This window comes from Polyangium sp. 6x1, from assembly GCF_029946515.1.
In the GTDB taxonomy this organism is placed as follows: Bacteria; Myxococcota_A; Polyangia; order Polyangiales; family Polyangiaceae; genus Polyangium.
In genome coordinates, this window is the sequence record NZ_JARZHH010000025.1 from 109,510 (window position 1) to 124,152 (window position 14,643).

The window sequence follows — 14,643 nt, forward strand, 5'->3', positions numbered from 1 at the left end:
CATGACGCGCCTGCTCGAAGGAAAACGTTGCATCGTCACGGGCGGCACGCGGGGCCTCGGCCTCGCGATGTGCGTCGCGTTCGCGCGCCACGGGGCCCGCGTGGCGCTCACCTACCACAAGGACGACGCGAGCGCGGAGGACGCAAAACGCGCCGTCGCCGCGGCAGGGCACGAGCCGCTCGTCTTCAAAGGATCGGTCGCGGACGGCGCGCACGTCAAATCCACGGTCGCGGCCGTCGTCTCGGCGTTCGGCGGGGTCGACGTGCTCGTGAACAACGCGGCGATCACGCAGGTGCTCCCCATTTCGCTGCTCGAAGAGTCGGACTGGGACGAGCTCATGGACGTGAACGTGAAGGGCGTCTACCTCTACAGCCGCGCGGTCCTCCGCCACATGATCCGGGCGAAGCGGGGCAGCATCCTCAACATCGGCAATTTCGCCTCCGAGCGCATCATCGAATCGCCGATCCATTACGCCGCCTCGAAATCGGCGTTGCGCGGGCTCACGGAGGCGCTCGCGCGCGAGGTCGGCCGCTATGCGATCCGGGTGAACCTGCTCGCGCCGGGGCTCGCCGAGGTCGGCATGGCGCAGGGATTGCCGCAGCACCGGCAGAAAGAATACCTCGACAAATGCCCGCTCGGCCGCCTCGCGCGGCCCGAGGAGATCGCCGAGATGGCCGCGTTCCTCGTCTCCGATTCGAACGCTTTCATGACCGGCTCCAAAGTGGTGCTCGACGGAGGGCTCTAGTGGATTCCTACGACGACATCCTGCGGCGTGGCTTCGACGAATACCGCGAGTTCGTGAACCCGCTCATCGCGCAGCGCGCCGCGCTCGCCGGCGAGCCCATCAAGCTCGTCCGCGCCGAGGGCGGCGTCCTGTACGACGACGAGGGCCACGCCGTCGAGGATTTCCACGGCACGCAGGCCTTCGGCCATCGAAACCCGTACATCGCCGACGCGATCCGCCGGTACCTCGACTCCGACGCGCCCTCCTGGTACCCCGCCCGCGTCAATCCCTTCGCCGGCCGCCTCGCGAAGAGGCTCTGCGAGCGCGCCGGCCATTACGATAACGCCTTCTTCGCCTGCACCGGCAGCGACGCGGTCGAAGCCGCCTTGAAGCTCGCCCGCGCGCTCACGAAGCGCCCGCGCCTGCTCGGCCTCGAAGGCGCCTATCACGGCTGCACGTTCGGCAGCGTCTCGCTCATGACGAAGGGGTATCTCCGCGATCCCTTCGCCCCGTTCGTCGAGGGCGCCGAGCACGTGCCATTCGGCGACGTGGACGCGCTCGCAAAGGCCCTCGCGCCCGGCGACGTCGCCGCCATCGTCGTCGAGCCCATCCAGGGCGAAGGCGGCGTGCGCGAATTGCCGGCGCCGTTCGTCGAGGCGCTCTGCGAGCTCACGGAGAAACACGGCACGCTGCTCGTCGCCGACGAGGTCCAGACCGCGCTCGGCCGCACGGGCCGCGGGTTCCTCGCCACCGCGAGCTGGCCGCGGCGCCCGGACGTGGTTCTCCTCGCCAAACACCTCGGCGGCGGCATCACGCCGATCTCGGCCATGCTCACGAAACGGGAAACCTTCCTCCGCGCCTACGGCGACCATTTCGCGTCCGGCGAGAGCCACAACACGACGATGGGGTTCAATGCGCTCTCCTGCGTCGCCGCGCTCGCCGCGCTCGACCTCCTCACCGACGAGCGAATCGAGCGCGTCGGGCGGCTCGGCGCGAAGCTCAAGAAAGGTTTGTCGGACACGCTCGCTCGTTCGCCGCTCTTCCGCGAGGCGCGCGGCGCCGGCTTCATGCAGGGCGTCGCACTGAACAGCCCCGATCACCCCTGGCTCTCGTTCGCGCATTTCGGCTTCGAGGACCTCGGTCAGAAATCGACCATCTCCCCGCTCGTCTGCCACCGGCTCTACCGCCGCGGCTTCTTCTGCTTCACCTGCGGCCACGACTGGAGCCTCTTCCGGCTCCAGCCTCGCTTCGACATCCCCGAGGAAAAACTCGACGCGTTCGTCGTCGCGGTGGCCGAGGAGCTCGAATACATCGAGGGTCTCGGATGAACGAATCGAAACGCAGAGCGCTCGTGCTCGGTGGCACGGGCGCGGTCGGGAGCGCCGTCCTCACGGAGCTCGCGCGCGCCGGCATCCCTTCCGCATTCACCTACCACCACGAAGAGGCCCGCGCCCGCGCGCTCGAACACGAGCTCTCGGCGCGCCCGCTAAAGCTCGACCTCGCCGATCCCGCGGCGCTCGGCCGCCTCGTGGCCTCCCTCGAAGCCGAAGGCGCGCTCCCGGACGTCGTGATTCATTGCGCCGCCATCGTCCGCCCGGCGCGGGTCTTCGAGGCGACCGACGACGACTGGGAGGCCACGATGGCCGTCAACGCCCGATCGGTCTTCCAGGTTTGCCGCGAATTCGGCCGGCGGCTCGAAGGCCGCGGCGGCGATCTCCTCTTCGTCTCGGCGCTCGACCGCACGCAATCGCTGCCCGTGCCCGCGGTCTTCGCCGCGTCGCAGGGCACGACGTCCGCGCTCGTGATGGCGGCGGCGAAGGAGCTCGGCCCGCGCGGCGTGCGCGCGAACGTCGTGGCCCTCGGCCTGCTCGATGCCGGAATCGGAAAAGAGCTCGATTCGAAGCTCGCCGACGAATACAAGAGCTTCAGCGCGCTCCGGCGCCTCGGGACGCCCGAGGAAGCGGCCAAAACGATCACGTGGCTCGCGCTGCACAACACCTACGCGAACGGAAAGGTCTTCAGCGCGAACGGCGGGATCTGATTCGCCTTCAGGCCGAGACGCGGGCCGGCTCGTGGCGCAGCAAGGGCAAATGAACGCGAAAGGTCGTGCCCTCCCCGAGTCGGCTCTCGACGTCGACACGGCCGCCGTGGGCCTCGACGATTTTCCGCGCGACCGAGAGCCCGAGCCCGACGCCGTGCGCCACCTTCCGCGTCGAGGTCGCGCGATGAAAAGGCTCGAAGATCCGCTCGATCTCCGTCGGCTCGATCCCGACCCCCTGGTCCGAGACGGCCACGACCGCCTCCTCGCCGATGCGATGCGCCACGACCCGGATCTCGCCGCCCGTGGGGGAATACTTGATCGCATTGCCGATCAGGTTGTCGAGAACCTGCTCCACCCGCGCCGCGTCGACGTCGCAGACCAAGGTTCCCTCGGGGATCGCGAGCGAGATGCGGTGGTTCGGCGACGTCGAGGCATAAAGCTCGACCGATTCATTCAGGATCCGGCAGAGATCACTCGGCTTCTTCGCGAGCTCGAGCTGACCGGCCTGGATGCGCGCGGCTTGCAGGAGATCGTCCGTCATCCGCGCCAGGCGATCGATTTGCCGATCCACGATGGACAGCGTCCGGAGCACGCGCGGCTCCGTGGAAGGCGCGCCGCGCGCGAGGACGGTGGTGGACATCTTGATCGCCGTGAGCGGGTTGCGGATGTCGTGGGCGACGGCCGCGAGCACGGCGATTTGCTCCTCGCGTTTTCGCGCGATCGACGCGGCCATGTCGTTGAACACCGCCGCGAGCTCGCGGATCTCGATGGGCCCGACGTCGGGGGCGCGGGTATGGTCGTCGCCGCGCGCGAAGCGCTCGATGGCGCCCCGGAGCGCGGATAGCGGCACGTAGATCTGGCTGCGCGCGCCCTGCACGAGCGCGAGGACGAGCAGGAGCAGGCCACTGATGACGACGACGCTCACCGTGTCCAGCGCGTCGTCCCAGAACTGCGCGCTCTTCCGCGCGTCCGCCGCGTCCGCCAGGTTGATCGTGACGAGCTCGGCCGCCTTCGCCAGCGCGTCATCGAAATCGATCTGGGTCTGCTGCAAGGCCTGGTCGAGCGGCAGGCGGGCCCGCTCCATCCGGTCCCGCGCCGAAAAATACGTCTCCGTCCGGGTCGAGAGCTCGCCGAGGACCTGCTTTTCCATGTCGCTCCCGACGTGCGCCTCGGCCTCGACCAGCCGCTCCTGAACGGCTCGATGGACCGCCCTTCGCTGGTCGTCCGGCTCGAGCCCGTCGCGCTCGGCGGCGTGCTCGGCGAGGCGCCCGTAATGCAGGAGCTCGAGCTCCACGTCACGCGCGAGGCCGGCGCCCGTCATGGCATTGTCGAGCCGCGCCGTGTTCCGATGAAGGACCGCGGTCGATAAAAACAAGGACAGCGCCGAGAGGATGACCAGGAACGAGAGTGCGGCGATCGCCAGAGAGAGAAGCCGGCTCAGCCGCAGAGGGCGCCCCCATTGCCACCGTGTATTGCGCTCACGCTCCATGGCTCAAGCATGATTCGATATCAACAGAGCCGCCAACCGCCCCGATAGCTGGCATGGGTCGAGGACGTTTGCCCGCGTTCGGTCTTTCTTGCCCCTGGTCGATCGCTTCGGCGCTATTTCAGCATTTCCGCGGCACGAGAGCGACCGCCCCCTCAAGCCCCCCACGCCGACGCGAGCGCCATCGTCCGCGCGTGGACCTCGACCTTTTCGAGAAAACTCCGGCGCAGCTCGGGCTCGCCGATTCGCGTCGCGCTGCCCAGGATCTCGGCCTTCGCCTTTTCAATCGCCGCCCGCGCCTCCTCCTTCGCGCCGGCCGCCCACAGCACCTCCGCGTGGACCAATCGCACGAGCTTGTCGAGCGTCTCCCGCTTCCCGCTCTCGACGATTGCATTCGCGCGCCTCGACTCCAGGAGCGCCTCCTCCACGCGCCCGAGCGCCACGAGCGCGCGCGCCCGCGACGCCATCGCCCCCGCGCAGAGCGGCGGCACGTTCAAGAGCGTCGCCTCCGCTTTGCGCGAAAGCGCCTCGGCCTCCACGAAATCGCCCCTGCGATAAGCAATCCCGGACCGATGCACCTCCGCCGCGCCCGCGATGCGATACCCGCCGTGCGCCCGGCCCTGCTCCTCCGCGCGCGTCGCCGCGATCGAAGCCTCCTCGAGCCGCCCTCGTTCCGCGAGCACGCGCGCCAGGTTCAAATGGCACGCGGCCTCCACCGTCCCGAGCCGCATCCGTTGCGCCGCTGCGAGGCACGTCGACAAGACCTCCTCGGCCCGGTCGAAATCCCCGAGCTCCGCGCAGACGTGCCCCAAGTTGATTCGCTCGACGCACGCTTGCCGCACGTGCCCGGCGCTCTCGAACAGCGCCATCGAGCGCACGTAGCCGCGCCGCGCCCCCGCGAGATCCCCCTCGTGCAGCGCGCGAAATGCCCGGAGCTGCCCGATGCGCCCCACCGCATAAGGTTCGAGGTCCCGGACCCCGCTCGCGAGCGCCTGCGCCCGCTCCGAGACCCGCGCCGCCCGCTCGGTCCGGCCTGCCTGTAAGAGCAATGTAGCGCCGGGACAAACGCATGCGATCTGCGCGCTCCGCGCCTCGCGGGAGGCTTCGAGCGCGAGCGCCTCGTCGAGCCAGCGCTCCACCTCGTCCCAGGCCCCGCGCCGCCCCGCCGACGACACGATCTCCCCGATGGCGCGGAAATACGCGGACGAGCCGCGCGGCAAGAGAGAGACGGCCTTCCTCGCCCACGACGAACCCCGCTCGGCGTCGCCGCTCCATCGGCTCGCCTCGGCCTGCACGAGCCGGAGGCTCCCGAGCATCTCGCCCTCCGCGCACCTCGCCCCGCGCTCCGCCCGCTCGATCGCCGCGTCGAAATCATTGCCCACGAGCGCCTGCTCCGCCGCCCGCAGCCACCAGCGGATCGCGAGCTCCGGCTCGCCGCCTCGCTCGAAGTGCGTCGCCACGAGCGCCGCGTCCGTCTCGCCCGACGCGCCGAGCCACTCGGCCGCGAGCTTGTGCCCACGCCCGAGGTCCTCCGGCGAGAGCATCGCATACGCCGCCTCGCGCACGAGCGCGTGCCGGAACGCGAGGTCGTCGCGCGACGCCTGCGCCGGATCCGGGCAACGGATCAGCACCTCGCGCTCCACGAGCTCATCGAGCGCGTCCGAGACGAGCGCCGCGTCGCCCCCGCAGAGCGCGCGCACGCCCGCCGGGGAGAACCGCTCGCCGAAGATACTTGCAGCTCGAAGGACCCGCTTCGACGCCCGCCCGAGCGCGTCGAGGCGCGCCTGCACGAGCCCCAGCACCGAGTCGGGCAGCCCCTCCTTGCCCTCGGCCGCGGCCCGGATCATCTCCTCCAGGTAAAACGCGTTCCCGCCCGCGCGCTCGGCCACGAGCCGCACCACGGCCGGATCCGCGCCCGCGCCGAGCACCGCGCGCGCGAGCCGCTCGCAGGCCTCCGGCCGCAGCGCCTCGAGCCGTATCCCCGTGACGCGCTCCTCCTTCGCGAGCGACGGAAAAAGCGCGTGCACCTCGGGCCGCGCGAGCGCGAGCACGTAAAGCGGCATGACGCGCGCGGCCGCGACGACGGAGGTCACGAGCTTGACCGTCGGCAGATCCCCCCAGTGCAGATCTTCGAGCAGGATCACCACCGGCGCGCGCGCGCATTCGGCCGCGATCCAGTCCTCGAAGGCCATCCGCGTCGCGTCGCCCATGAGCGCCGGATCCGAGCGCGCGGCCCGCAGCGCGGCGCTCGCGACGCCCGGCGCGGCCGGCACTTGCCCGAGCTCGCCGAGGAAATCGACCAGCCGACGCACGTCGACCGGGCTCACGAGCGGCGCGATGCGCGCCTCGATCTTGCGGCGTTGCGCTTCGGGAGGCTCGCCCTCGACGATCCCCGCCGCCCTCCGCACGAGGTCGGCGATCATCGCGTAAGGCGACCCCGCGCGCAGCGACTCGCCCCGACCGAGCAGGATCGTCGGCGCCTCGGCGCGCCCCGCGAGCCGCGTCGAGAGCTCCCAGCGGAGCCGCGATTTCCCCACGCCCGCGGGCCCCGTCACGAGCCCGAGCCGCGCGGCCCGCTCGGCGACGCACGACGTGAACATCGCTTCGAGCATCGCGAGCTCCCCATCCCGGCCCACCGTCGGCGTCGCTCGACCGAGCAGGCGCGGATGCGCGGGCACGTCCGCGCCGATCTCGCCGCAGAGGAGAAACCCTTGGTCGATCTCCTCGACCGCGAGCTGCGCGCCCACGAGCCGCGCCGTCGGCGCGTCGAGCACGATCGCCTCCCCGGCGCCCGGCGGCCGGAGCCCCGAGCCGCGCTCGATCACGTCCGCCGAAAGCCCCGTCTCGCCCACGCGCGCGCGCGACGTCGCCACCACGATCCGCACGCCCGGCACCCGCGCCCGCACCGAGAGCGCGAGCCGCGCGCCCCGCAGCGCCTCGTCCCCGGCCGACGCGGCGCTGCCGAACACGACGATCACCTGATGGCCGAGCGTGCCATGACAAACACCCCCGAGCTCCGCCGCGGCGAGCTCCAAGGCGAGCCGCCCGGCCGTCCTGTCCGCGGCGGCCGAGAGATCGGCGAAGACCGCGGTGATCACGCGTTGCTCGCCGCGCCCCGAGAGCAGCTCGCTCGCGGGCCTCGCTGGCGTCGCCGCTTGCGGCACCGGCGCGATCCCCGAGGCGGGCCTCGACGGATCGGCCCGCACCTCGGCCCACGACGGCGGCGGTCCGCTCGCGCGCCGGGCGAGCTCGATCGCCACGCCTTCGAGCGCGCGGGCCATTTCCAGCGCCGATCCGAACCGCTCGGCGGGGCGCTTCGCCAGCGCGCGCGCCACGAGGGCCGAGAGCTCCGCGGGCACGTCGGGGCGCGCGACGTCGAGCGGCGGCGGGTCGTGCAGCACGATCTTCGCCAGCACGATGAGCGTCCGGTCCCCGGTGAACGGGCGTCTCCCGGAGGCGAGCTCGTACAGCACGATCCCCAGCGAAAAGAGGTCCGAGGCCGCGGTCACGTCCTCCTCGCCGCGGGCCTGCTCGGGCGACATGTAGACCGGCGTCCCGAGCCGACTCCCCCGCTCCGTCAGGGCCCGTTCGCCCGAGGCGCGCGCGATGCCGAGGTCGATCAGTTTGACCGGAAACGATCCGAGCTCGGCGAGCCGCGCGGCGTCGCCCACGACGAAGAAATTCGCGGGTTTGACGTCCCGGTGCACGATGCCCTGCTCGTGCAGCGCGTGGAGGCCGAGCGCCGCGCGCCGGGCGATCTCCACGGCGATTTCGACTGGCAGCGGCCCGCGCCGCTGCACGTGCGCGAGATCCGTGCCCGGAAGCCATTCGAGGGCAATGCACGGTTTGCCCTGCCTGTCCATCCCTTCGGCCACGAAACGGACGACGTGGGGGCTCGTGATGCACGCGAGATATCGCGCCTCGCGGTGGAAGCGCTCGCGGAGCTCGGCGCTCGCGTCCGCGTCGAAGAGCCGCTTGATCGCCACGAGGCCGCCGGTCGCGTGATCCCGGGCGCGGAGCACCTCGCCGAACGAGCCCTTGCCGACGCGCTCGAGGATCTCGAACCGTCCGCCGATCACGCGCTCGGGCGCCCCCATGAATATCGCGTCCCCCCTCCGTATGCCCGCCGCCAGCCTCTGCCTCGATTTCCCGACGAAAAATACCGGAGGATCGATCCGCGGTAAAGCGCGGCCTTGCTACGATGGCGCGCGAGATCTCTCGCCCATGAACAAGAAACCCCGTTTCCGCGCCGACCCCGCGCTCCTCGGCGCGCCGGCGCTCGGCCTCTGGTTCGCGTACCGCGGCGACGAGCTCCTCGTTCGCCTCGTGGACGGCGACGCGCCCGCGCCGCCGTTCCCCCACGACGTCCCGTGCCTCGAAACCCTCGGCGCGCTCGGCCTCGAACCCGTCCGCGTCCAGCCGCTCGGCTGGCTCGACGCCGTTCCTTGTCGATCGGCCGAGCTCCCGCGAGACGCGCCCGTCCCGCCCGGCTTCGCCTATGCATCGCTGCGCCGCCTGCATGGCCGCATCGATCCGGACCTCGAAGTCGCCGCGGGCACGGCGTATCAGGTGCAGTACTGGGACCGCACGCACCAGTTCTGCGGGATATGCGGCGCGCCGCTCGACCTCGAAACCGGGCGTCGCTCGAAGCGCTGCACCGGCTGCGCGCACCAGCATTTCCCGCACGTCACGCCTGCGATCATCGTCCTCGTCGAGGATGGCCCGCGTATCTTGATGACACGCCAGCCCCGTTTTCCCCCGGGCATGTACGGCCTCGTCGCGGGGTTCGTCGAGCCCGGCGAGACGCTCGAGGCCTGCGCCCAGCGCGAGACGCTCGAGGAGACCGGCATCGAGATCGACGATATCCGTTACTTCGGCAGCCAGCCCTGGCCTTTCCCTCACCAGATCATGATCGGCTTCTTCGCGCGCCGCGTGGGCGGCGAGCTCGTCGTCGATCGGAACGAGCTCGAAGAGGCCGCGTGGTTCGACCGGAGCGCCCTCCCCAAGCTCCCGGGGCCGATGAGCATTGCGCGCAAGCTCATCGACGAATGGCTCACGCGTCTCCCCTGACGCGAGCGCGCCCCGACGCGCATCGGCATGTTCGTCCGGTTCCCCTCACGCACTGCATTCGTGCGATTGCTTTCTGGTCGCTCTCCTGACCAGTGAAACATGCCACTGCGCTCTCGGTTTTCCGCGCGACGCGAGGGTTGATGGGCAAGCGGCGTGGTTGTAGAAATGGTCGTGTGGCGGCGCGCGGCCGATTGTCCGGCCCGCGCATTCCTTGGTTTCCGATTCGCGGAGGCACCATGCGATCCAGTCATCTCTTCGGACTCTTGCTTTCGACGCTGTCGCTCGTGGCCGTCGGCTCCATGGGAACGGGGTGCGGCGACGACCCCGGGGGGACGGCGGGCAGCGGCGGCAGCGGCGCGCAGGGCGGCAGCGGCGGCAGCGGCGCGCAGGGCGGCGGCGGGCCGGACACCGACGGAAACAACGGCTGCGACACCGCGGAGGTCCTCGACCTGCTCGGGGAGGATCTCCCGTCGAAGCTCGACCCGGTCACGTCCGACAGGGATTACTACAAGGTCGACCTCAAAAAGGGTCAGGCGATCTACCTCGGCGCGACGAGCAAGCCCGACGCGGATCCTTATGGCGAGACATACCCCGACACGGTCATCACGCTCTGGTCGGCCGACGGCAAGACGCAGATCGCGCAGAACGACGACATGTCGGGCAGCAACAACAGCGAGCTGCTCTACCTCGTGCCCGAGGACGGCACGTATTGCCTCGAGGTCTCCGAGTGCGGCGTCGTCTTCGGCCCCGATTTCTGCGCGCCGGCCGAGGGCATCACGAACCTCGATTACAGTGTGGGCTCGTTCGAGCTCAATCCGGCGGGCGATCTCATCACGGCCGAAAAGGAGCCGAACGAGACGCCCGCGAATGCCACGCCCGTCAACAAGGTCTCCTTCCCCGAGGGCGGCCCCGTCGAGGGCTACCAATCGATTGGCTGGGGCGCGTTCTCCGCGGTCACGGACAAGGACGTCTTCACCTTCAAGGTCGAAAACGACGTCGCGGTCGACGCGAACAGCCGCGCGCTCTGCATCTTCGACTTCTGGGCCCCCGCCGGCACCGACGGCAGCGGCTCCACCGCGACGAACGGCGTCCTCGTGCGCGTGGCCGCGGCGAGCGCGCCCGACGTCGCGCTCGCCCAGACCGACATGAGCGTCCTCGACGTCACGTTCGGTTATCCCGAGCTGCCGAGCCTCACGGTGCCCTGCGACAAGGGCAAGGATTACCTCGTCTTCCTCTCGCGGCCCGACGGGATCACCGCCGGCACGAACGACTTCTATTTCTTCTCGCACGTCCAGGCGGCCTCGAACACCGTCGAGAAGGAGCCGAACGACAACAATGCCCAGGGCCTCGAGCTCTCGCCGACGGACGACGGGACCGGCCACGTCACGGCCGTCACGGGCAACCTCGGGGCCGGCGACAGCGACGTCTTTTCGGTCCCCGTCCCCGCGGGCATGGGCCTCGCGAGCGCGTACTGCACCGCGGAGCGCAGCGGCTCGGGCATCCGCGGCCTGCAGGTCTCGCTGCTCGACAACAATGATCAGTTCCTCAAAAACGGCTCCGGCGCCGAAGGCCAGGACCACGCGCTCTGGATCGACGGCGCGCTGATCACGACCGGCGCGACGAACGTCAAGATGCAGGTCAAGGCGGATTCGCAGGATCCGGCCGTCACGGGGACCTATTACTACTGCTCGTTGATCCTGAACCCGCAGTGACGGACAGGTGATAAAAATCACCTCGACGTAGCCTGTATCCATCATCCCCAATGATGCCCACCCGCAGGGCATCACGTCGGCCCTCGACGAAACATTTCACGAATTCGAGGGCCATTTCGCTCCCACTGCGCCATTTCCTCCACGCCCCGTCCGGGGCATCGGTGTACCCTCGCCGACCGAGGAGGAAAACGATGCCTCGTTCCATAACTTCCCAAAGGCCGCGCCCGAGGAGGCGCGGCGGGTCCCTTCCCCCGCTCGTCCTCGCCGCGGTGCTCGCTCCGGCCGCGATCGGGTGCTCCGGCGACGATGCGCCCCCCGCGACGGACCCCGGGCGCGTCACCATGCACCGGCTCAACCGGGCCGAGTACGACAATACCGTCCGCGACCTGCTCGGGACCGCGCTTCGGCCCGCGGAGGATTTTCCCGCCGACGATCGCGGCTACGGCTTCGACAACATCGCCGACGTGTTATCGATCTCGCCGCTCCAGGCCGAACTTTATGCCCGCGCAGCCGAGGACCTCGCCCGCGAGGCGATGAACCTCCCGTCGCACTCCACGACGCTGCGCGTAGAAGCGGAGACGCTCACGGGCCAGGTCGGCGCTGCCGGGGGCGAGGACTGGAACCTGTGGAGCGGCGGCGAGCTGCCACTCACGCATGAATTCCCCTCGTCGGGAAAGTATCGCATCGCCGCGCGCGTCTGGGGGGATCAGGCGGGCCCGGATCCCGTGAACGTGAATTTGCTCGTCGGCGGCACCATCGCCGGCACCTTCGACGTCAGCGAGACGAGCGCGAATCCCGTGGTCGTCGAGGCCGAGGCCGACGCGAACGCGGGCACGCAGGTCGTGTCCGTCGAATTCACGAACGATTATTACGACGAGGCCGCGAGCGCCGACAGAAACCTCCACGTCGACTGGATGGAGATCGAGGGCCCGCTCGGGGTCGTCGGGGAAAACCCGATTCGGGAGCGAATCGTCGTCTGCGATCCGACGGGCGGCGCCGCGTGCGTCCGGGAGATCCTTCAAAAATTCGCCGAACGTGCGTTCCGCAGGCCCGTCACGGAGGCCGAGCTCGACAGGCTCGCGGGCGTGGTCGCGCTCGCCGAGCAGCAAGGACAAACCGTCGACATCGGCCTCGAAATCGCGCTCCGCGCCATCCTCACGTCGCCGCATTTCCTGTTCCGGCCGGAGCTCGATCCGAACCCGAACGCCGATGCGCCGGCGCACCCGCTCGACGATTTCGAGCTCGCGTCGCGGCTCTCGTATTTCCTCTGGAGCAGCATGCCGGACGAGGCGCTCTTCGCGGCCGCGCGCGAGGGCAAATTGCAGGATCCGGCCGAGATCGAGGCGCAGGTCGAGCGCATGCTCGCCGATCCGAAGGCCGATGCGCTCATCGACAACTTCGCCGGGCAATGGCTCTTCACCCGGGCCCTCGACGATCACCAGCCCGACTATTACGCGTTCCCGACCTGGGACGACGCGCTGCGCGAGTCGATGCGAGAGGAGACGCGCCTCTTCTTTCGCGAGTTCCTGAAGAACGATCTCCCGATCCCCGGGATGCTCACGGCCGATTTCACGTACATCGACGAGCGGCTCGCGACGCATTACGGCATGCCCTCGCCCGGGCCGGACGGCTTCGTCAAGGTCACGATCGAGGATCCAAACCGGAAGGGCCTGCTCGCGCAGGGCAGCATCCTCACGGTCACGTCTTACCCGACGCGCACGTCGCCGGTGAAGCGTGGCAAATGGGTGATGACGCAAATGCTCTGCACCGAGCCCGACGCGCCGCCGCCGGGCGTCGAGGGGCTCGTCACCGAGGAGGTGCCCACGGGCTCGATCCGGCAGCGGCTCGAAATCCACCGCGCGAACCCGATCTGCGCCGGCTGCCACGTGGAAATGGACAACCTCGGCTTCGGCTTCGAGAACTTCGACGGCATCGGCTCGTTCCGCACGGAGGACCTCGGCTTCCCCGTCGATGCGAGCGGCGAGCTGCCGGGCGGCAAGACGTTCACGGGCCTCACGCAGCTCAGCGGCATCCTCGCGGAGGACCCGCGCTTCATGCATTGCGTCTCCGAGAAGATGCTCACGTACGCGCTCGGCCGCGGCCACGAGCCGGCCGACGCGGACGACCTCGAACACCTGACGAAGGCGCTGAACGATCGCGGGCAGAGGTTCGTCGATCTGATCAAGCTCGTCGCGACGAGCGAGCCGTTCCGGATGCGGCGCGGAGAGACGCCGGGAGGTGCAAAGTGAAACGTTTCAAGCTGTCGCGACGCGCGTTCCTCGGCGGAGCGGGCGCGCTCCTCGCCCTGCCGGCCCTGGAGATGTTCTCCCCGAAAAACGCGAAAGCCGAGCCGAACGACCTCCGACGCATCCTCGCGTTTTACGTGCCAAACGGCATCCACATGCCCGCCTGGACGCCGACGACCGAGGGGGAGCAATACGAGCTGCCCACGATCCTCGAGCCGCTCGCCCCGATCCGGGACAAAGTCCTCGTCCTCTCGGGCCTGGCGAACACGCCCGCGCGGCCCGACGGTCCCGGCGATCACGCCGCGGGCACGGCCGGCTTCTTGACGTGCCGCCACGTCGTGAAGACCGAGGGCGCGAACATCAAGAATGGCATTTCGATGGACCAGGTCGCCGCGGCGCACCTCGGCCAGTTCACGCGGATCCCCTCGCTCCAGCTCGGCATCGACGGCGGATCGAGCGCGGGTGATTGCGACTCGGGGTATAGCTGCGCCTACGCGCGAAACATCTCCTGGGCCTCGGAGACGCAGCCGCTCCCGAAAGCCGTGAACCCGCAGGTCGTCTGGGACATCCTCTTCGGCGGCTTCGACCCCAAGGCCACGGCCGAGGAGCAGGCGCGGCAGAAGATCTACCGCACGAGCGTCCTCGATTACGTGCTCGAAGAGGCAAACTCGCTGAACGGCAAGCTCGGCACGACGGATCGGCGCAAGCTCGACGAGTACATGACGGGCGTCAACGAGCTCGAAAAGAAGATCCAGAAGACGGGCGAGGGCCCGCAATGCACGCCGATGAACCGCCCGCCGGGCGACCTGCCCTACCCCGAGCACGTGCTCATGATGCTCGACCTCATCGCGCTCGCGGTCCAATGCGACGCGACGCGGGTCGTGAGCTTCATGCTGGGCAACGCGGGCAGCGGCCGGAGTTATCCGTTCCTGCTCGTGAACGAGGGCCATCACGAGATCTCGCACCACCAGAACCTCGATACGAACTACGCGAAGCTCACGACGATCGACCGCTGGGAGGTGGAGCAATTCGCCTACCTGCTCGGCAAGCTCCAGGCGATCGACGAGGGCAATGGCCTGAGCGCGCTCGACACCTCGGCCGTGTTCTTCTCGAGCGAGATCGAGGACGGCAACGCGCACAGGCACACGAACCTGCCGGTCCTCGTCGGCGGCGGCCTCGGCGGGGCATTCAAGCCCGGCAGGCACGTGGTGTACCCGGACGAGACGCCGCTCGCGAACCTGTTCCTTTCGATGCTGCAGGGCGCGGGCGTCCCGGCGACGACGTTCGGCGACAACGGCACGGGCCCGCTGCCGAACCTCTGATGCACGCGGCGCGGGCGGCGATCCCTCGTCGCCCGCGCATTC

The 14,643-nt window shown here is 69.6% G+C and carries 9 protein-coding genes; 7 read left to right on the top strand and 2 right to left on the bottom strand.

Features of this window, described 5'->3' with window-relative positions:
• The first annotated feature begins 1 nt into the window (after position 1).
• The 3 genes from QHF85_RS23560 to QHF85_RS23570 are packed head-to-tail and all read left to right on the top strand — an operon-like array spanning position 2 to position 2,765.
• Positions 2 to 745, top strand: a complete 744-nt coding sequence (locus QHF85_RS23560) for an SDR family oxidoreductase (protein ID WP_281329535.1) — start codon at positions 2 to 4, stop codon at positions 743 to 745.
• A complete protein-coding gene (locus QHF85_RS23565) occupies positions 745 to 2,052 on the top strand; it encodes an aspartate aminotransferase family protein (RefSeq protein WP_281329536.1) in 1,308 nt (435 codons plus the stop codon). Before QHF85_RS23560 ends, QHF85_RS23565 begins: the two co-directional genes overlap by 1 nt.
• Positions 2,049 to 2,765 carry an SDR family oxidoreductase gene (locus tag QHF85_RS23570; protein WP_281329537.1) on the top strand — a complete coding sequence of 239 codons (717 nt, stop codon included), beginning with the start codon at positions 2,049 to 2,051 and terminating at the stop codon, positions 2,763 to 2,765. Before QHF85_RS23565 ends, QHF85_RS23570 begins: the two co-directional genes overlap by 4 nt.
• A gap of 7 nt (positions 2,766 to 2,772) precedes the next feature.
• Here QHF85_RS23570 and QHF85_RS23575 read toward each other — a convergent pair whose 3' ends face one another.
• Complete coding sequence (locus QHF85_RS23575; RefSeq protein WP_281329538.1) at positions 2,773 to 4,254, bottom strand: HAMP domain-containing sensor histidine kinase; 1,482 nt, start codon at positions 4,252 to 4,254, stop codon at positions 2,773 to 2,775.
• Positions 4,255 to 4,406: 152 nt separating this feature from the next.
• On the bottom strand, positions 4,407 to 8,348 hold the full coding sequence (locus QHF85_RS23580; RefSeq protein ID WP_281329539.1) for a serine/threonine-protein kinase: 3,942 nt from the start codon (positions 8,346 to 8,348) through the stop codon (positions 4,407 to 4,409).
• A 127-nt stretch (positions 8,349 to 8,475) separates the two neighbouring features.
• On the opposite strand from QHF85_RS23580, the gene nudC reads away from it, so the two are divergent.
• The 4 genes from nudC to QHF85_RS23600 all read left to right on the top strand — a co-directional run bounded on the left by nudC (position 8,476) and on the right by QHF85_RS23600 (position 14,601).
• Positions 8,476 to 9,321, top strand: coding sequence for an NAD(+) diphosphatase (gene nudC / locus QHF85_RS23585; protein ID WP_281329540.1), 846 nt, complete (start codon positions 8,476 to 8,478; stop codon positions 9,319 to 9,321).
• 236 nt (positions 9,322 to 9,557) lie between these two features.
• Positions 9,558 to 11,033, top strand: a complete 1,476-nt coding sequence (locus QHF85_RS23590) for a hypothetical protein (RefSeq protein WP_281329541.1) — start codon at positions 9,558 to 9,560, stop codon at positions 11,031 to 11,033.
• A gap of 191 nt (positions 11,034 to 11,224) precedes the next feature.
• The gene (locus QHF85_RS23595; protein ID WP_281329542.1) at positions 11,225 to 13,282 is read left to right on the top strand and encodes a DUF1592 domain-containing protein; all 2,058 of its coding nucleotides are present in this window, start codon (positions 11,225 to 11,227) and stop codon (positions 13,280 to 13,282) included.
• Complete coding sequence (locus tag QHF85_RS23600) at positions 13,279 to 14,601, top strand: DUF1552 domain-containing protein (protein WP_281329543.1); 1,323 nt, start codon at positions 13,279 to 13,281, stop codon at positions 14,599 to 14,601. The genes QHF85_RS23595 and QHF85_RS23600 overlap by 4 nt, the downstream gene beginning before the upstream one ends.
• The last annotated feature ends 42 nt before the right edge of the window (positions 14,602 to 14,643 follow it).

What these genes read in the sequence shown, in the direction of transcription:
- QHF85_RS23560 (WP_281329535.1), top strand. Translation starts at nt 2, where the DNA reads ATGACGCGCCTGCTCGAAGGAAAACGTTGCATCGTCACGGGCGGCACG.
- QHF85_RS23570 (WP_281329537.1), top strand. Translation starts at nt 2,049, where the DNA reads ATGAACGAATCGAAACGCAGAGCGCTCGTGCTCGGTGGCACGGGCGCG.
- QHF85_RS23575 (WP_281329538.1), bottom strand. Translation starts at nt 4,254, where the DNA reads ATGGAGCGTGAGCGCAATACACGGTGGCAATGGGGGCGCCCTCTGCGG.
- QHF85_RS23580 (WP_281329539.1), bottom strand. Translation starts at nt 8,348, where the DNA reads ATGGGGGCGCCCGAGCGCGTGATCGGCGGACGGTTCGAGATCCTCGAG.
- nudC (WP_281329540.1), top strand. Translation starts at nt 8,476, where the DNA reads ATGAACAAGAAACCCCGTTTCCGCGCCGACCCCGCGCTCCTCGGCGCG.
- QHF85_RS23590 (WP_281329541.1), top strand. Translation starts at nt 9,558, where the DNA reads ATGCGATCCAGTCATCTCTTCGGACTCTTGCTTTCGACGCTGTCGCTC.
- QHF85_RS23595 (WP_281329542.1), top strand. Translation starts at nt 11,225, where the DNA reads ATGCCTCGTTCCATAACTTCCCAAAGGCCGCGCCCGAGGAGGCGCGGC.